Origin of the sequence: Pseudomonas sp. Bout1 (assembly GCF_034314165.1) — a bacterium.
Taxonomy (GTDB): domain Bacteria; phylum Pseudomonadota; class Gammaproteobacteria; order Pseudomonadales; family Pseudomonadaceae; genus Aquipseudomonas.
In genome coordinates this window covers 1,961,066-1,979,129 of sequence record NZ_JAVIWK010000001.1, presented here as the reverse complement: position 1 = coordinate 1,979,129, position 18,064 = coordinate 1,961,066, and the positions used below count along the sequence as shown (strand labels likewise).

At 58.2% G+C, this 18,064-nt stretch carries 13 protein-coding genes; 5 read left to right on the top strand and 8 right to left on the bottom strand.

Annotation, left to right across the window (positions count from 1 at the left end; all coding sequences use genetic code 11):
• Positions 1–61 precede the first annotated feature (61 nt).
• Positions 62–1,990 (top strand): transglycosylase SLT domain-containing protein, encoded by a 1,929-nt coding sequence (locus RGV33_RS09010; protein ID WP_322143968.1) that lies wholly within the window; start codon positions 62–64, stop codon positions 1,988–1,990.
• A gap of 60 nt (positions 1,991–2,050) precedes the next feature.
• Here the strand turns inward: RGV33_RS09010 and RGV33_RS09005 are convergent, their stop codons facing one another.
• Positions 2,051–3,820, bottom strand: a complete 1,770-nt coding sequence (locus tag RGV33_RS09005; protein ID WP_322143967.1) for an ABC transporter transmembrane domain-containing protein — start codon at positions 3,818–3,820, stop codon at positions 2,051–2,053.
• A 256-nt stretch (positions 3,821–4,076) separates the two neighbouring features.
• Between RGV33_RS09005 and RGV33_RS09000 the strand changes: the two genes are divergently transcribed.
• Positions 4,077–4,250, top strand: coding sequence for a PA1571 family protein (locus tag RGV33_RS09000; protein WP_176438723.1), 174 nt, complete (start codon positions 4,077–4,079; stop codon positions 4,248–4,250).
• 51 nt (positions 4,251–4,301) lie between these two features.
• Here RGV33_RS09000 and pdxB read toward each other — a convergent pair whose 3' ends face one another.
• Positions 4,302–5,444: a 4-phosphoerythronate dehydrogenase PdxB gene (gene pdxB / locus RGV33_RS08995; protein WP_322143966.1), complete on the bottom strand. Its 1,143-nt coding sequence runs from the start codon at positions 5,442–5,444 to the stop codon at positions 4,302–4,304.
• A gap of 312 nt (positions 5,445–5,756) precedes the next feature.
• Here pdxB and RGV33_RS08990 point away from each other — a divergent pair, with 312 nt between their 5' ends.
• Positions 5,757–7,145 (top strand): MATE family efflux transporter, encoded by a 1,389-nt coding sequence (locus RGV33_RS08990; protein ID WP_322143965.1) that lies wholly within the window; start codon positions 5,757–5,759, stop codon positions 7,143–7,145.
• On the opposite strand, the gene tusA is transcribed toward RGV33_RS08990, so the two are convergent.
• On the bottom strand, positions 7,142–7,393 hold the full coding sequence (gene tusA / locus RGV33_RS08985; protein WP_322143964.1) for a sulfurtransferase TusA: 252 nt from the start codon (positions 7,391–7,393) through the stop codon (positions 7,142–7,144). The genes RGV33_RS08990 and tusA overlap by 4 nt on opposite strands.
• Positions 7,394–7,501: 108 nt before the next feature.
• Positions 7,502–8,575, bottom strand: coding sequence for a 23S rRNA (cytidine(2498)-2'-O)-methyltransferase RlmM (gene rlmM, locus RGV33_RS08980; protein WP_322143963.1), 1,074 nt, complete (start codon positions 8,573–8,575; stop codon positions 7,502–7,504).
• Positions 8,576–8,766: 191 nt separating this feature from the next.
• Between rlmM and acnA the strand changes: the two genes are divergently transcribed.
• Together acnA and RGV33_RS08970 are read left to right on the top strand one after the other, a co-directional pair.
• A complete protein-coding gene (gene acnA / locus RGV33_RS08975; protein ID WP_322143962.1) occupies positions 8,767–11,508 on the top strand; it encodes an aconitate hydratase AcnA in 2,742 nt (913 codons plus the stop codon).
• Positions 11,509–11,619: 111 nt separating this feature from the next.
• Complete coding sequence (locus RGV33_RS08970; protein WP_322143961.1) at positions 11,620–12,408, top strand: CPBP family intramembrane glutamic endopeptidase; 789 nt, start codon at positions 11,620–11,622, stop codon at positions 12,406–12,408.
• 63 nt (positions 12,409–12,471) lie between these two features.
• Here RGV33_RS08970 and RGV33_RS08965 read toward each other — a convergent pair whose 3' ends face one another.
• The 4 genes from RGV33_RS08965 to RGV33_RS08950 are packed head-to-tail and all read right to left on the bottom strand — an operon-like array spanning position 12,472 to position 18,036.
• Positions 12,472–13,581, bottom strand: a complete 1,110-nt coding sequence (locus tag RGV33_RS08965) for a glycosyltransferase family 4 protein (RefSeq protein ID WP_322143960.1) — start codon at positions 13,579–13,581, stop codon at positions 12,472–12,474.
• A complete protein-coding gene (locus RGV33_RS08960) occupies positions 13,578–14,213 on the bottom strand; it encodes an acetyltransferase (protein WP_322143959.1) in 636 nt (211 codons plus the stop codon). Before RGV33_RS08960 ends, RGV33_RS08965 begins: the two co-directional genes overlap by 4 nt.
• An 11-nt stretch (positions 14,214–14,224) precedes the next feature.
• Positions 14,225–15,856 carry a glycosyltransferase gene (locus RGV33_RS08955; protein WP_322143958.1) on the bottom strand — a complete coding sequence of 544 codons (1,632 nt, stop codon included), beginning with the start codon at positions 15,854–15,856 and terminating at the stop codon, positions 14,225–14,227.
• Positions 15,853–18,036: a glycosytransferase gene (locus tag RGV33_RS08950; protein WP_322143957.1), complete on the bottom strand. Its 2,184-nt coding sequence runs from the start codon at positions 18,034–18,036 to the stop codon at positions 15,853–15,855. Before RGV33_RS08950 ends, RGV33_RS08955 begins: the two co-directional genes overlap by 4 nt.
• Positions 18,037–18,064: the final 28 nt, after the last annotated feature.

Here is an 18,064-nt window from a genome sequence, read left to right as displayed (position 1 = left end):
CTAGGGGCAATCAGTGTCGGCGACGTCGGCACTAGTCCAGTTTCCTTTGCACGGACGTCTCATGCGCAGTCGCCTTTTCAGCTTTTTATCTTGTCTGCTTCTTTCTGCCACCGCCGTTCAATCCGCCCAGGCCGTGGACCTCACCACCCAACGTCAATATTACGATGAAGCCAAACGAGCCCTCGCCAAAGGCGACAGCGGCCCGTATTTCCAATACAGCCAGGCCCTGGCCGACTACCCGCTGACGCCGTACCTGGCCTACGATGAACTGACCGCACGCCTGAAAACCGCGAGTAACGAGGAAATCGAACAATTCCTCGCCACGAACGGTGACCTGCCCCAGGCCAACTGGATGAAACTGCGCTGGTTGCGCTGGCTGGCAGACCGTGGCGACTGGCAAACCTTTGAAAAGTACTACGACGCCAAACTCAATTTCGTCGAACTGGACTGCCTCCACGGTCAATTCCAGCTGACCCACAACCTCAAGGCCGAAGGCTACAAAACCACCGAGAAGCTGTGGTTCACCGGTAAGTCCCAGCCTGCCGCCTGTGATGCAACCTTTGGCCAGTGGGCCGCCGACGGCCAACTGACCGAACAGAAAATCTGGGACCGCGCCAAGCTGGCTGCCGAAGCGCGCAACTACCCGTTGGCCAACAGCCTGGTAAAAACCCTGCCGACCCTCGGCGCCCAGGGCCGCCTGATGGTCGACGTGGCGCAAAAACCCGACATGCTCGGCGACCCATCGCGCTTCCTGCCGGCCAACGAGGCCATGGCCGACGCCGTTGGCCTGGGGCTTCGCCGCCTGGCACGCCAGGACCCGGACAAGGCCATGGCCCTGCTCGACGGTTATGCCAACAGCATGCACTTCTCTCGTGACGAAAAAGTGTCTATCGCCCGGGAAATCGGCCTGACCCTCGCGCGCCGCTACGACCCGCGCGCCCTCGACGTGATGACCAAATATGACCCGGAGCTGCGGGACAACACCGTTTCCGAATGGCGCCTGCGCCTGCTGTTGCGCCTGGCGCGCTGGGAAGACGCCTACCAGTTGACCCGCAAGCTCCCGCAGGACCTGGCCACCACCAACCGCTGGCGCTACTGGCAGGCCCGCAGCCTGGAGCTGGCAGAGCCGAAGAACCCGCAAGCCCTGGTGATGTACAAGGGCCTGGCCAAGGAGCGTGACTTCTATGGCTTCCTGGCGGCGGATCGCTCCCAATCCCCGTACCAACTGAACAACAAGCCGCTGGTGATGAGCCAGGCGCTGGTCAACAAGGTGCGCAACACACCGGGCGTACGCCGTGCCCTGGAGTTTTACGCCCGTGGCCAAATTGTTGATGGCCGCCGCGAGTGGTACCACGTCAGCCGGCACTTCAACCGCGACGAGATGGTCGCCCAGGCCAAGTTGGCCTATGACATGAAGTGGTACTTCCCGGCGATCCGCACCATCAGCCAGGCGCAGTATTGGGATGACCTGGACATTCGCTTCCCGATGGCCCACCGCGACACCCTCGTGCGTGAAGCCAAGATCCGCGGCGTACATTCGAGCTGGGTGTTTGCGATCACCCGCCAGGAAAGCGCCTTCATGGACGACGCCCGCTCCGGCGTGGGTGCCACCGGCCTGATGCAACTGATGCCCGGCACCGCCAAGGAAACCGCGCGCAAGTTCAGCATCCCGCTGGCCTCGCCACAGCAAGTGCTCGACCCGGACAAGAACATCCAGCTCGGCGCCGCTTACCTGAGCCAGGTCCACGCCCAGTTCAACGGTAACCGCGTGCTCGCCACCGCCGCCTACAACGCCGGCCCGGGCCGTGTTCGCCAATGGCTGCGCGGCGCCGACCACCTGAGTTTCGACGTGTGGGTTGAAAGCATCCCGTTTGATGAAACCCGCCAGTATGTGCAGAACGTGCTGTCTTATTCGGTGATCTACGGGCAGAAGCTCAATGCACCACAGCCGCTGGTGGATTGGCATGAACGGTATTTTGATGATCAATAAGTAACGCCGCCAAAAAAAATGCCCGCATTGAGAGATGCGGGCATTTTTATGGGCGGTAATTTAGTGCGTGTTCGATTCACCATCACTGAACTGCAGCGCCGCCAGCCGCGCGTACAGCGGATTACTCGCGATCAACTGCTGATGCGTACCCACCGCTACCAGCTTCCCTTGGTCCATCACGGCAATCCGGTCGGCGTTCTTCACCGTGGCCAGCCTGTGGGCGATCACCAGCGTGGTGCGCCCTTCCATCAGCTGCGGCAACGCTTGCTGGATCAAGTGTTCGCTCTGGGCATCCAGCGCGCTGGTGGCTTCGTCCAGCAGCAGGATCGGCGCATCCACCAGCAACGCTCGGGCGATGGCCAGGCGTTGGCGCTGGCCACCGGAGAGCCCCATGCCGCCGTCGCCCAGGTGAGTCTGGTAGCCATCGGGCATTTGCAGGATGAAATCGTGGGCGTGGGCGATGCGCGCCGCCTCTTCAACCTGAGCGATGGTGGCAGACGGATTGCCGTAGCGGATGTTCTCTTCAACGGTGCCGAAAAACAGCGCCGGGCTCTGGGACACCAGCGCGAAACAGCGGCGCAGGTCCAGGGGGTCAAGGTCAGTCAGGGGATGACCTTCCAGCAGGACGCGACCTTGCTGGGGATCGTAGAAGCGCAGCAACAGGTCGAAGATTGTCGATTTACCAGCACCGGACGGGCCGACCAGGGCCAGGGTTTCGCCAGCTTTGATCACCAGGTTCAGGCCATCAATTGCATAGTTGTCTGGGCGTGACGGGTAGGAAAAGCGCAAATCCTGCAGCTCCAACCGGCCACTGACCCGCTCCGGCAGCTTGATCATGTTTGCCTCGGGCGCCTTGATCTCACTGCTCGATTGCAACAATTCCCCAATCCGCTCCGCTGCACCTGCGGCGCGCTGGAGCTCGCCCAACACCTCACTCAATGTGCCGACAGAACTGCCGACGATCAGGCTGTAGAACACGAACGCCGCCAGCTCGCCACTGGAAATACGCCCGTCAATCACGTCCATGCCACCCACCCAGAGCATCACGCCCACGGCGCCCAGCACCAGCATGATCACCAGGGTAATCAGCCACGAGCGCTGCAGGATACGCTTGCGGGCTGTGGTGAAAGCCTCCTCCACCGTCACCGCGAAGCGCTGCTCGTCCTGCACCTGGTGGTTGTAGGCTTGCACGGTCTTGATCTGGCCAAGTGTCTCGGACACATAGCTGCCCACGTCGGCGATACGGTCCTGGCTCAAGCGCGACAAGCTCCGTACCCGGCGGCCGAAGATTAAAATCGGCGCCAGCACCAAGGGCAAGGCTACGACGACAATGCTGGTGAGCTTGGGGTTGGTGATGAATAGCAGCACAATCCCGCCGATCACCATCAAACCGTTGCGCAGGAACAGCGACAACGAGGAGCCGATGACTGATTGCAACAAGGTGCTGTCGGTGGTCAGGCGCGACTGGATTTCCGAGCTGCGGTTGTTTTCGTAAAAGCCCGGGTGCAGGTAAATCAAGTGATTGAAGACTTGCCGCCGGATGTCCGCCACCACCCGCTCGCCGATCCACGACACCAGGTAGAAGCGCGCAAAAGTACCCGCGGCCAGGCCCAGCACCAATACCATGAACAGCCCGATAGACTGATTGAGCAAATGCGGCGACCGGGTCATGAACCCCTGGTCCACCAGCAGGCGAATGCCTTGCCCCATGGACAAGGTGATGCCGGCGGTGACGATCAACGCCAACAATGCCCCCAAGGCCTGCCAGCGGTAGGGAGAGATGAAGCGGCTGGCCAGGCGGATCGCGCGGCGTTGGCGGGCTGAGAACATGAAAGGTTTCACCTGAGGTGTTGGAGACGGGAGCCTACACAGCTACATGGGGGGAACTTGGATGAATCACAATGAGTCAGGTTAATTATGCTTGCCGAACCTGGCACCTAGAGGCTATCGGTCTAAAGCCCGGCTGGAAATTTGTATCGGTTTCTGCTGGACTGGGCATTCGATCCGCCGACCGTGTATGGAGTTGTAACAACGCGGTCACGCGGGGATTTTAGAGTAGGTACACAACCTGATGAGGAGACGGGCCATGTCCTTGCAAAACAGCAGCAACGCCAAAATTGAAGTGATCCGCCAACCGCAGCAGTTGCCTTGCTCATACATCGACGCTCAAGGCCGCGAAGTGCAAATCACCGAAGAAATGATCCAGAGCGCATGCGCCGAACTGGAGCAGAAATTGGTCAAGCCCGCCAAGCAAGGCTGATTCGCCCACGCTCTTTTAAACCCGGCCTTGATGGCCGGGTTTTTTATGGGCTCAGATTGCTTGTGCGCCCAAGGCCGCGACGATGCTCGACAGCGCGGCAGACTCACCGTTGATCCGCACCTTCAAGCCATCGATCTCACGCCGCTGCGGGTAGTGTTTGCGCAGCAGGTCGAATGCCTTGCGCTGCTCATCCACAGTTCCTACCAGGCTGCGGCGAAAATCCGCATCATCCCGGCGCGGGTCGTACACGCTGCGGCACAGGGTCGCCAAGGCCCAGGCCGGATCGGTATTGGCATTGAGGCTGACTTCGGCAAGCCAGGGTGCCGGGAGCAGGTCGCTCAACTGAACAGTCGGGTCCTGACCAAGATGCCGGCAAAACGCTTGATAGATCTGCGCCGTGCCGCGTTGCTTGCCGTCCAGGCTGTAGCCGGCGATATGCGGTGTGGCCAGTACACACAAGTCGGCCAGGTCGACGTCCACCTGAGGCTCGCCTTCCCACACATCCAGCACGGCCTGCAGGTCTTCGCGTTCCAGCAGCACGTCCCTGAGGGCGGCGTTGTCCACCACCGGGCCACGGCTGGCGTTGATCAGCCAGGCGCTGGCCTTGAGCTGGTTGAGGCGCTCACGGTCAAACAAGTGCCAGGTCGAGCCGTTACCGGATTTGTTCAACGGCGTGTGCAGGCTGATCACATCGCACTGCTCGACGATCTGCTCCAGGCTGACGTAATCGCCGTCCTCGGCGATCTGCCGGGGCGGGTCGCACACCAGCACATTCCAGCCCAAAGCCTTGAGCACCTTGACCAGTCGCCCGCCGACTTCACCGGCGCCCACCACGCCGTAGGTGCGCTGGGCCAGGTCGGCGCCTTCGATCTCGGCCAGGGTCAGCAGGCTGCCCAGTACATAGTCGACCACGCCGCGGGCATTGCAGCCGGGGGCACTGGACCACTGGATGCCGGCGCGCTGGAAGTAATCGAGGTCGAGGTGGTCGGTGCCGATGGTGCAGGTACCGACAAACCGGACTGGCGTGCCTTCGAGCAAGGCCCGGTTGACGTTGGTCACCGAACGCACCAGCAGCACATCGGCCTGCTCGAGGGTCGCGCGGTCGATGGAGCGGCCCGGAACCCGGCGAATCTCGCCAAATCCTTCGAAGAATGCATCGAGCAGCGGGATATTTTCGTCGGCAACAATCAGCATGGCAGGCTCCTTTTCGCGGATCAGCAGTGTACAGCGGTTTTCCGTGTGGCGAGGGAGCTTGCTCCCGCTGGAGTGCGGAGCGCTCCCGAATGCTGCGCCGTGTTTTTTTCAGGTACACAGCGGTTGCCCGTTTTGGGGCTGCTGCGCAGCCCAGCGGGAGCAAGCTCCCTCGCCACAGCAAGCTCGCTCGCCACAAGAAGCAATTTGTGCACTGTGAAGCGCTTACAAATCCACAACACAGGTTTTTTCCTGACCAACACGTCAGGGCGTAGAATGCGCCGTCCTGCGCTCCCCCTTATCGGACATCTGTACGTGAACACTGCCGCAACCACCACCGCCCTCTCCCGCCCCGCCCGCGTCAGCCTTGAGGTACGCAACCTGCTGACCCTTGCGCTGCCGATCATGATCGGGCAACTGGCGACTACCGCCATGGGTTTTGTCGATGCGGTGATGGCCGGGCGTGTCAGCTCCCGGGACCTGGCGGCGGTGGCCCTGGGCAACTCCATCTGGATCCCGGTGTACCTGCTGATGACCGGCACCCTGCTGGCCACCACGCCAAAGGTCGCCCAGCGCTTTGGCGCCGGCACCCACGGCGAAATCGGCCCGCTGGTGCGCCAGTCGATGTGGCTGGCGCTGGTGGTGGGGATTACCGCGCAGCTGTTGCTGATCAGCGCCGAACCGATCCTGCACCTGATGAACGTCGATCCCGAGCTGATCAAGCCGTGCATGGGCTACCTGCACGGCATCGCCTCGGGTATGCCGGCGATCGCGCTGTATTACGTGCTGCGCTGCTTCAGCGACGGCCTGGGCCGCACACGGCCAAGCATGGTCATGGGCCTGTGCGGGCTGGCGCTGAATATTCCGCTGAACTATGTGTTCATCTACGGCCACTTCGGCGTGCCGGCCATGGGCGGCATCGGTTGTGGCTGGGCCACGTCGATCGTGATGTGGGTGATGATGCTCGGCCTGGCTGCCTGGACCCGCTGGGCGCCGGTGTATCAGAGCAGCGAGCTGTTCAAGCGCTTCGACTGGCCGCAGTGGTCGGTGATCAAGCGCGTATTGGGCATTGGTTTGCCGATCGGGATTGCGGTGTTTGCCGAATCGAGCATCTTCGCGGTAATCGCGCTGCTGATCGGCAGCCTCGGCGCCACGGTGGTGGCCGGGCACCAGATTGCGCTGAACTTCAGCTCGCTGGTGTTCATGATCCCCTACTCCCTGAGCATGGCCGTGACCGTGCGCGTCGGCCAGGCCCTGGGCCGTGGCGAACCGCGTGAAGCGCGCTTCGCCGCCGGTGTGGGGATGGGCACCGCGCTGGTTTACGCCTGCCTGTCCTGCAGCCTGATGCTGCTGTTTCGCGAACACATCGCCACCCTCTACACCTCAGACCCACTGGTGATCCAGGTGGCGGCGATGCTGATTGTGTTTGCGGCGCTGTTTCAGTTCTCGGACGCGATCCAGGTCACGGCTGCCGGCGCGTTGCGCGGTTACCAGGACACACGGGTGACCATGGTGCTGACGCTGTTTGCGTATTGGGGCGTGGGCTTGCCGGTGGGCTATGCACTGGGGCTGACCGACTGGCTGGGCCAGGCCCGCGGCCCGAGCGGGTTGTGGCAGGGGTTGATCGTGGGCCTGAGCTGTGCGGCAGCGATGCTGGTGATCCGCCTGGTGCGCAGTGCACGCAAGCGGAATCGCCGGGCTTAAGCCGTCTTCTTGCGGATCCAGTACAGGTAAGTGCCTGCCTGTTCCTGCTGGTCGACCAGTTCATGGTCAAGGAACACGCAGAACTTGGGGATATCGCGACGGGTCGACGGATCCGTCGCAATCACCTTGAGCAAGCCACCGGGCGCCAGGTCACGGATGTGCTGGTGCAGCATCATCACCGGTTCCGGGCAGTTGAGGCCGGTGGCGTCGAGGACAGCATCGACGGGTAAATCAGGGGTCAGGCTCATGGTTTACTCCTAAACAGGCCGGCATTTTAACGGTAACGCGGGGCGCCAGGTAGCCAGCGGCGCCCTCTGGTTTTTCGCGAGCCAGCTCGCTCCTACCTGAAGCAGCGTTTACCGGGCCTTTGGCTTCTTAACATCCAACCGGCGCAAATGGCAGGTCACTTCTTCACGGTCGTGGTACAGCTGTTTGCAGCCGATCTCTACCCGGATGCCTCGCTCCTTGAAGCCTTCCGCGATGCGTTCGAGCAAGCGCTTCACTTCGGCATAACGCTGCTTCATCGGCAGTTTCAGGTTGACCACCGCCTCACGGCAATGTCCCTCGCCAATCCAGGTTTCCAGCAGGGCTGCGTTGCGCGCCGGTTTCTCGACGATGTCGCACACCATCCAGTCTACCGGCTGCTTGGGGGTGTAGATGAAACCGTCGGCCATCAGGTGCTGCACCAGGCCGGTGTCCATCAGGCTTTCGGCCATCGGGCCGTTGTCGATGGCGGTCACCAGCATGCCACGGTTGACCAACTGCCAGGTCCAGCCGCCGGGCGCCGCGCCGAGGTCGACGCCGGTCATGTCACTGTGCAGGCGCTCGTCCCACTGGTCACGAGGGATAAAGTGGTGCCAGGCCTCTTCCAGTTTCAAGGTCGAGCGGCTTGGCGCGTCACGCGGGAATTTAAGGCGCGGAATGCCCATCGGCCACATCGCCGAGTTGTTCGACTCGGCCAGGCCCATGAACACTTCGCGGCCACTCTTGAAGGTCAGCAACAGGCGCGGTTTGGTAGCGTCTTCCACCAGCTTGCCGGCAGCCATCAGCGCCTTGCGCAGGTGCACTTCGAATTTCTTGCAGAAGTTCGACAGTTCTTTGCCATCGTTGGTGTCGACCATTTCCAGCCACAGGCTGCCGCACACCGGGAAATCGCGCAGGTGCGCCAGGATCACGCTGATTCGGTCGGTTTCCGGCAAATCGATGAATACCCCACGCGCCCACTGCCTTGGGAAGATCAGCTCGGCAAAGCGTTGGCCGCGCATCAGGCGCTGGGCGCCGTCTTCTTCGGTGCACACGAATTCGGCGCAGGCGCTGCCGGTCTTGGCCTTGGCATAGCCCGAAACGTTCAGGCGTGCGGCGTGTTCCGCGATCTCGGAACAGACTTCGCCTTCAAAACCCGGGCGGCAGTGCATAAAAAGGGTGTTCATCAACTCTCCTGGATCACGGGCTTGCTATAGCGCAATGCCTGTCATGAAAACGCGCGCATGATAGCCGAGTTCGGAACCTTGGACTTGCCCATAGAGTCCAGTAATTAGCCAGCTACTTAAAACAGGGCTAATTTGTAAGCTCTGTTCGTCCCGTCAGGTCCGTAGCCGTGCGGACCATAAGGAGTCATGTAATGTCATCCCTTGATAGCCTGAGAACCCTTAAAACCTTACAGATCGACGACAAGACCTATCACTACTTCAGCCTGCCCGAAGCCGCCAAGAGCCTGGGTGACCTGGACAAGCTGCCAATGTCGCTCAAGGTGCTGCTGGAAAACCTGCTGCGTTGGGAAGACGAAAAGACCGTTACCGGCGCCGACCTCAAGGCCATTGCTGCCTGGCTCAAGGAGCGCCGCTCCGACCGCGAGATCCAGTACCGCCCCGCTCGTGTGCTGATGCAAGACTTTACCGGCGTGCCCGCCGTGGTTGACCTGGCCGCCATGCGCGCCGCCGTGGCCAAGGCCGGCGGTGACCCGCAGCGCATCAACCCGCTCTCACCGGTGGACCTTGTGATCGACCACTCGGTGATGGTCGACAAGTTCGCCACCACCGGCGCCTTCCAGGAAAACGTCGACATCGAAATGCAGCGCAACGGCGAACGCTACGCCTTCCTGCGCTGGGGCCAGAGCGCCTTCGACAACTTCAGCGTGGTACCACCGGGCACCGGCATCTGCCACCAGGTCAACCTGGAATACCTCGGCCGCACCGTGTGGACCAAAGATGAAGACGGCCGCACCTACGCCTTCCCCGACACGCTTGTAGGCACCGACTCCCACACCACCATGATCAACGGCCTCGGCGTACTGGGCTGGGGCGTGGGCGGGATCGAAGCGGAAGCCGCGATGCTCGGCCAGCCAGTGTCGATGCTGATCCCGGAAGTGATCGGCTTCAAGCTCACCGGCAAACTGAAAGAAGGCATTACCGCCACCGACCTGGTGCTGACTGTCACGCAAATGCTGCGTAAAAAGGGTGTGGTCGGCAAATTCGTCGAATTCTATGGGGACGGCCTGGCCGAGTTGCCGCTGGCAGACCGCGCCACCATCGCCAACATGGCTCCGGAATACGGCGCCACCTGCGGCTTCTTCCCAGTGGACGAAGTGACTTTGGACTACCTGCGCCTGTCGGGCCGTCCTACGGAAACCGTCAAACTGGTAGAGGCTTACACCAAGGCCCAGGGCCTGTGGCGCAATGCCGGGCAGGAACCCATCTTCACTGACAGCCTGGCGCTGGACATGGGCAGCGTCGAAGCCAGCCTGGCCGGGCCGAAACGCCCGCAAGACCGTGTCTCGCTGCCGAACGTTGGCCAAGCCTTCAGCGACTTCCTCGACCTGCAATTCAAACCGACCAACAAGGAAGAAGGCCGCCTGGAAAGCGAAGGCGGCGGCGGTGTGGCAGTAGGTAATGCTGACCTGATCGGTGAAGCCGACTACGACTTCGAAGGCCAGACCTATCGCCTGAAAAACGGCGCCGTGGTGATAGCGGCGATTACCTCCTGCACCAACACCTCCAACCCGAGCGTGATGATGGCGGCGGGCCTGGTGGCGAAAAAGGCGGTAGAGAAAGGACTGAAGAGCAAGCCGTGGGTGAAAACCTCCCTGGCGCCTGGCTCCAAGGTGGTCACCGACTATTACAAAGCCGCGGGCTTGACCCAATACCTCGACGCGCTGGGTTTCGCACTGGTGGGTTATGGCTGCACCACCTGTATCGGCAACTCCGGGCCGCTGCCCGAGCCGATCGAAAAAGCCATCCAGAAAGCCGACCTGTCTGTAGCCTCGGTGCTCTCGGGCAACCGTAACTTCGAAGGCCGGGTGCACCCACTGGTGAAAACCAACTGGCTGGCCTCCCCGCCACTCGTTGTGGCCTATGCACTGGCCGGCACCGTACGCATGGACATCAGCAGCGAACCACTGGGCACCGGCGCCGACGGAAAACCGGTGTACCTGCGGGACATCTGGCCCAGCAGCAAGGAAATTGCCGACGCCGTCGCGCAAGTCAGCACCGGGATGTTCCACAAGGAATACGCCGAAGTGTTTGCCGGCGACGAACAATGGCAAGCCATCGAAGTGCCGCAGGCCGCAACCTACGTGTGGCAGAAGGATTCCACCTACATCCAGCATCCGCCGTTCTTTGACGACATCGGCGGGCCATTGCCGGTGATCGAGGACGTCAAGGGCGCCAACGTGCTGGCCCTGCTGGGGGATTCGGTAACCACCGACCACATCTCCCCCGCCGGCAACATCAAGACCGACAGCCCGGCCGGCAAATACCTGCGCGAGCAAGGCGTCGAACCACGGGACTTCAACTCCTACGGCTCACGTCGCGGCAACCACGAAGTGATGATGCGCGGCACCTTCGCCAACATCCGCATCCGCAACGAAATGCTCGGCGGTGAAGAAGGCGGCAACACGATCTACATTCCCACCGGCGAGAAAATGCCGATCTACGATGCCGCCATGAAATACCAGGCCTCGGGCACCCCGTTGGTGGTGATTGCCGGCCAGGAATACGGCACCGGCTCAAGCCGCGACTGGGCCGCCAAAGGCACCAACTTGCTGGGAGTGAAGGCGGTGATCGCCGAGAGCTTTGAGCGGATCCACCGCTCCAACCTGGTGGGCATGGGCGTGCTGCCACTGCAGTTCAAGCTGGACCAGAACCGCAAGGCGTTGAAGCTGACCGGCAAGGAGAAGGTCGACATCCTCGGCCTGACCCAGGCCGAGATCGAGCCACGCATGAACCTGACCCTGGTAATCACTCGTGAAGATGGCAGCAGCGAGAAGGTTGAAGTGCTGTGCCGCATCGATACCCTCAATGAAGTCGAGTACTTCAAGGCGGGCGGGATCCTGCACTACGTGCTGCGACAGTTGATTGCCTCGTAACTAACACGCGCTACATAAAACACCGCCCTTGCAGGCGGTGTTTTCATTTTTACCGGGGGTGACGCTCGTTATACTGCCGCCTTCAGATTTTGACAGTCACAAGGATTCCCCATGCTCGCGTTGCCATGGCTGTACCTGGCGCTTCTTTCCATCGGCTATGTACTTGCCTTGAGCTACGGGCAATTGGGATTGATGGCGGCGCTGTCCGTCGGCATGCTGCTGTTGGCCGGGTTTGCCGTGCGCCAGCAGCGAAACCCTTGGGTGCGTTATCTGGGACACGGGTTGTTTATCGTACTGGCGCTGGGGTTGGCGATGCATTGGCTGCCGGGGTTCTACAACGGACGCGGGATCGCCCCGCAGCGTCTTACAGACGATGCCGTGCCGTTCTCGATGTATTTGAACCAGGATAAGCCGCTGATCGGCTTCTGGTTGCTGCTGGCCTGCCCGTGGATCGTTGCCCGCCGCTCGCTGCGCCTGTCGATCTATGCCACCGCCCTGGCATTGACCCTGACAGCAATTGCCGCACTCGGCGGCGCTGCATTGCTGGGCATCATCAGTTGGGCGCCGAAGTGGCCGGAACAGGCGTGGTTGTGGGTGTTGAATAATTTGCTGCTGGTAACACTGGTGGAGGAAGCGTTGTTTCGCGGGTATGTGCAAGGGGGGTTGAGTCGGCGGTTCAGGCAGTTGCCGTACGGGGAAAATTTGGCGCTGATGTTGGCAGCGCTGTTGTTTGGGCTGGTGCACCTGGGGGCAGGTTGGCAGTGGACACTGCTGGCGACCATCGCTGGCCTCGGCTACGGCCTGGCGTATCGCTTTGGCGGGCTGGGTGCGGCGATTGTTACGCACTTTGGCTTGAACCTGCTGCATTTCGGGCTGTTTACGTACCCAATGCTGGCTTGACTGCCGGAGCACGCAGCAGGCTAGACCGTCAGGAAGCCGGTATCCGGCTGGCTTCCTTGCACCTCACCGCAACAACGAACGGTAGACGTCTGCATAACTTTCAACCATTCGATCCGCCGCAAATACCTGCTCAAACCGCAGTGCCGCCCGCGCGCCCATCTCACTGGCCAATTCTGGATGCTCCCACAGCGTCACCATCGCGTTCGCCAATGCATCTACGTCAGAGGGCGGGATGACCAGCCCGGTTTCCCCGGCAATATTGATGTACGTTGTACCCGTTCCGATCTCACACGAAATAAGCGGTTTACCGAACATCGCGGCTTCAAGAAGTGAAATACCAAACGCTTCAGAACGAAGATGAGAAGGAAACACCATCGCATAACACAGCATCAATAGCGCCGTCTTGTCATCGTCGCCCAAGCCGCCAAGAAAATAGACATGTGAAAGCCCCAACTTCTTGGCCTTGGCCTTCAGCTCAACCTCCATCGGCCCCTGTCCCAGAATGACGATTGGAAACCGAGCCGTACACGCCGCGTCAAGTAAGTATTCCAATCCTTTATAGTAGCGCAGGGCTCCAATAAACAGAAAAAATCGCCCTCCAAACATCCTCCGCCAATAACTTAACTTCTCGGGTAATACGTGAGGGTAAGTATTCCTGTCCAAACCGAGCGGTATGACTGTCAACTTATCCTGAAATTTCTTCAGTATCGGACTGCTCTCTACATACTTCGGCGACGACGCAACTATGCGATCGACACTGTTCAAAAAACTGTACATCAGCGGCTGATAAAACTTCAGCAGCATCTTTTGCTTAACGATGTCCGAATGATAGCTGACGACCGTTGGCTTACGCACACGCGATGCAAAATGAACCAGATCCATGAATGGCCATGGGAAGTGATAGTGAATAATGTCAACTTCCCTGGCCAGCGCCGAAAAGTCCCTGAAAGCTGATAACGAAAACCCCGTGGAGGCGATGTGCAAGTCGAGTTTCGAGGTGTGGGCCAGGTGTTCACCCACCTTGACGTTACGTGTATTGCCGTCAGCACTCAGGGATAATACTTGCGCGTCAACCCCCAGCTTCCGGCCGCCTTCTGCCAGCTGGAAGATGACTTGCTCAATCCCGCCCATCGTTTGCGGATGATAGGTTTTAAAGAAATGAAGGACTTTCAAACTGGCGATTTCCCTGTCATTTTCCTCGCCGGCACGCCGACATAAATGCCGGCCTCGTCCAGATCACGGTGTGCACATGCACCGCCGCCCAACGTTATACCGTCGTTAACCCTGATGCCATCTATGACAGTGGAACCTGCACCGATAAAACAAAGCCGTCCGATATGGCATCTTCCTGCGACAGCCGCATTGATAGAGATATGCGTAAAATCGCCTATCAGGCACTCGTGCTCGACAATCGCACCGGTATTTACAATGCACCCCGTCCCTACCGAGGCCATGGGCCCGACATGAGCGTGATGCCCGATAAAGGTTCCAGGCCCCACCGTCGCACCAAAACCTACCGTAGCCGTTGGCGAAATAAGCGTAGCCAGGGCCCAGCCGCGCTTCGTCGCCCAATCACACTGTGCTTCCCGGCCGAGACCATCTCCTGAAGCGGGCATGACAGACCAGCCAGCCGAGGGTGCTTCATCCCAACTGGGCAAAACTGGAAACGGCCCGAACGTTTCATTCGGGCGTGCATTAACGTCGATAAAGCGCAGTTCCTTGATACCCGACATCAATGCGACGTCGGCCACAGCACGGGCGTGACCACCGAAGCCAAGAATCAGTAAACCAGAAGGAGACGTCATGGGCCCTGCTCCTATCGAGAAATGGCTTGGCTCGAAATTTTATCCAATATATCAATGTGCTCGTTTACAACATCTGTCCAATTGCGCATGGAAAGCAACTCATAGGCGCCTTTCTGAACAGTCAGTAACGCCTCACGATTTTGTATCCCCCACTGAATCCGATCGGCAATATCTTTCCAATCATACGGATTGAAAAAAGTCAGCCGCTGCAACTCAGCGTCCACCAAGACTTCTTCCGTGACGGGTATCCTCGCCATCACCACTGGCGTGTCAACGGACAATGCCTCAGTAAACGTGAAGGGGCACCCTCCTTCACTCAAGCTCGGGTTAACCGCGAGATCCGCCAGCGAGTAACAGGCTGCCAATTCCTGGACGGTCAACCCGTGCACACAAAGAACATCATTCTCCAGATGATGATCACGGATAAAATCCTTCAAGATCGCAAAGCCGCTTACATGCCCGGTCAAGATTAACTTGTGATGAATAAAGTCATTGCGTAACAGGTAGGTATACGCCTTCAGCAAAGAAACAACATTTTTATTTGGCCGAAACTGGCTGGCATAGAATATGAATTTTGCGTCGCCGTTGAAAAACGTCGATGAATACGAATAGTTTGATGCTTTCTTCAACGCTCTCTTGAACAGGGTAGAACAGTAGTTTTTCGTGGCTGACGCCGCGTCCGACAAGCCAATAATAGCGACATTACTGCTCAGGTCATTCGGCGCATGATAGACCACTGAAATACGAGAGGGCTTCAGCGCGTATCTCTCTACCAGCGTTTCCCACTTAACACTTTTACTGTACGTCACAAAGTGTTCCCCGCCGTGGATGGCAGCCTCGACCCGTTCATAGACTTTAAGGAACCGCTCCCCACCCACTTGAGAGAAGCCAATAGGAAAGTCTGAAAGAACCACATCGGGCACACACATCAAGCGTGGCGCCTGGATTTTATTAAACTCCGGCCAGAACGCCGTGGGGCTATACCAGGCTTTCACGTCCGGCAAATTCTTAATAATGTTCAACATGCGGTCGGACTCAACCTGCTCCAGCCGCTGATATAACCGAAGTACAAAGGCATCCTCCTTGGGAGCCCCCACGGCCGTCCGCAAGCGGTTAACCACTCGCTTCACCGGTCGTAACATACGGCGCACAATAATTTTCAACTTTAACAAAACAGCATAAATCGGAATCAGGATCAGCAAAGGGCTGAGGAGCACGCCCACTAAAAATAACGCGACCGCTTCAATCCCCAGGCGAAAGACGCCCGCGTAGGAATCGACCGTAATCAAACGCTGCTCAATTTCATTGACCAGCAGGGCTTTCCAATGAAACAGTTTCTTCGCCACTCTTTGCCTGAGCGTCATTTTCTTCAGTTTCTTTTTCCTGGCGATATATTCTTCGTAGCACCGCAAGATCATAGGAACACTTGAAGGAGAAACGATTTCGAACACGTCTTGCTGAACACCTTCACTCAAAAACAGTTCGTGAAGTGCTTTTTTCGTCCAACTTGGACATACCAACGTAAATTTAACGTCGTCTCGTCCGGCGGCGCCTTTAAGGAACGCAGCAAGGTACCGACCCAGGCCTTCGTGCCGTAGGTCCAGCCCAGGAGCATAGGCCAGGTAAATTCCGAATCTTTTCATAGGCACTCCCTAACCACTTGCCAATACGCGCTCGCGAGTTTCTCTACACTTTGCTCTGCCAGCACTTCGCCAGACGGCAGGGTGTTGCGACGCTCCAAGTAGGCAAGCTCCATTTCCTTAATCTGACTTGCCATTTGTTTAGGCTTGTCAGATTTCATCCAACTTAATGTCAAGGAGAACTGTTTATCGATTTCTCTCATCGCGGGGTAGTCACTGCTCAACGAGGGCACACCAAGACCCGCCGCCTCGATGACGCTGAACGTACCGTTGTCTATCGCGCCCGCGTGCCATAAAAACGCGGCGCCAGCCAATAGACTCTGGTAATTGCGATCGGGCAACTCACCCAGCAGCTTGATATTTTTCTTTAATGGCCGGCTTTTAGCGACCGTCTCAGCCAACGGTTTGAGGTGTTTCAAGTGACTTTTGAACAAGTTCTTGGTTTCTACACCCGTAATCCTGCATTCCAGTACGCCGCCGAGTTCCTCATAATAAAACTTCAGTGCGTTCAAAGCGTTAACATGATTTTTGTGAATCGCGGTATTCGTGGTCCATAAAAAATAACTGGAACTCTCGGCAAAACTGCCTTTGAGTTGGGAAAAATCAGGCGCCAGCATGGGTAACTTAAAGACCTTGTCGGCCGATACGCCTGCGTAGTTCAGAGCATCTTCCCTGGCGAAATCCGTCGTCACCAGTACTTTTGACGCTTTTCTCGCCGCATCCAGAAATGGCTGATCCGCGCCGAATGGAAGTATGGGCACATACCGCTGCAGGTAATCGTAGACCATCAGTACCGAGGGCCGCATCGGCAGCAAGGGTCCGCCCAGGCGATCCGATATAACGAGCCAGATGTCACAGTCCTGGAGATTATTTATCCCATCATCGACAACCCAATAATGGGAGCTTTTAGGCTCCCAACCTTCGTGGCCGGAATAGCGCATGGCCCTGCGCGCGGGTGCGGCCTCCAGCACATTCCATTTATAGGGACGAATCAAGATTTCGCGTTCAAGGTCCGTGAACTCTTCAGCAGAGTAACTTTCTGAACTGTCCAGATGGAGAAACACAACGTCGACGGGTTCGCCCGCTTGCCGACTACCGTGGTAAAGGGCGTTTGCTATCAACTTGGCGCCCCGCAGGCTTCCGCCTCTGTATTCGACAGGAACGATGACGGCGATACGCTTGCGACGCACTGGACGATCGACACTTTCCTTTTTCACTGCCTCAAGCTCGGCCAGTACTTTTTTGAAACCGCTCTGCCAGGCCTGCTCGCAGTTTTTTGCTTTCATCGGTTCAAGCAGAACCATCTGGGAAGTACGGATGCTTTGAATCAGCGTCTGATCGTTATTCATCAGTTGTTTTGCTTTGGCTTTCGCCTCCGCGACCGTCTTGCAACGACCTGGCAAGCCTATGCCGCCCATTTTATCCAGCATGCCGCCGGCCATGAACAGCAGAGGCATGCCCGCTCGGATGGCTTCAAAAGGGTGATAATGAATATGGTTGGGTTCGGTTGAATGATAGAACATCATTCGGTGCTGTTTCATATTGTATGAATGTTCTTCCCCGGAGACAAAACCAAGGACGTTCTTATCCGACACAGCAATAGGCTGCGCGCCACCTATCGTGTATTCGAAATCAGAAAAATCACGAACGAAATCTTTATAGATCGTTTCAAAATAAGGAGACGATCCAATCCGGGGGCACACAAACAGAATTTTGCTGAGTTTGCCTTCCCAGCGTTCGGGTGCAGAGTCGCCTTTTAAGCCGACAGGCAGAAAACACTCCCTGCTTGAAAGGAAGTTTTGCTCAACGTCTTTCAAATGTTCATAGCCTGCTCCAAACCAGAAGCGCGACCCAATCGACTTGATATTACGAACCAGCCCCTCTTCTGCCTCTTCATAAAACAATTGCGAATACGAGTAGCCTTTCGACAACCCAAAGACCCGTAATATGATCGCACCGCCAAAATGGCGCACCGTGCTTCTTATTTGCAGTGGAAAGAATCCAATGATTGCGACGTCAAAGTAAAGATTGGCAATTCGCCATGCTTCCTCACTTGGACTTGCATACCAATCTTGCGCGTTAAGAATATCCAGTTCCGGCTTGGGTATTGTCAGCTCGGCGTCAAAACGGTAATCGACACTCGCCGACAGGTTTCCCTCATCATAAGGAAAGCTTTTAGGCATGAATATCTCGTTCACGCCTAATGCTTTC

Excerpts from the sequence above, each read along its gene's own strand:
- acnA (WP_322143962.1), top strand. The coding sequence starts at position 8,767 with ATGTCATCCCTTGATAGCCTGAGAACCCTTAAAACCTTACAGATCGAC.
- rlmM (WP_322143963.1), bottom strand. The coding sequence starts at position 8,575 with ATGAACACCCTTTTTATGCACTGCCGCCCGGGTTTTGAAGGCGAAGTC.
- RGV33_RS08970 (WP_322143961.1), top strand. The coding sequence starts at position 11,620 with ATGCTCGCGTTGCCATGGCTGTACCTGGCGCTTCTTTCCATCGGCTAT.
- RGV33_RS08950 (WP_322143957.1), bottom strand. The coding sequence starts at position 18,036 with ATGCCTAAAAGCTTTCCTTATGATGAGGGAAACCTGTCGGCGAGTGTC.
- RGV33_RS09010 (WP_322143968.1), top strand. The coding sequence starts at position 62 with ATGCGCAGTCGCCTTTTCAGCTTTTTATCTTGTCTGCTTCTTTCTGCC.
- tusA (WP_322143964.1), bottom strand. The coding sequence starts at position 7,393 with ATGAGCCTGACCCCTGATTTACCCGTCGATGCTGTCCTCGACGCCACC.
- RGV33_RS09000 (WP_176438723.1), top strand. The coding sequence starts at position 4,077 with ATGTCCTTGCAAAACAGCAGCAACGCCAAAATTGAAGTGATCCGCCAA.
- RGV33_RS08955 (WP_322143958.1), bottom strand. The coding sequence starts at position 15,856 with ATGAAAAGATTCGGAATTTACCTGGCCTATGCTCCTGGGCTGGACCTA.
- pdxB (WP_322143966.1), bottom strand. The coding sequence starts at position 5,444 with ATGCTGATTGTTGCCGACGAAAATATCCCGCTGCTCGATGCATTCTTC.
- RGV33_RS08960 (WP_322143959.1), bottom strand. The coding sequence starts at position 14,213 with ATGACGTCTCCTTCTGGTTTACTGATTCTTGGCTTCGGTGGTCACGCC.
- RGV33_RS09005 (WP_322143967.1), bottom strand. The coding sequence starts at position 3,820 with ATGTTCTCAGCCCGCCAACGCCGCGCGATCCGCCTGGCCAGCCGCTTC.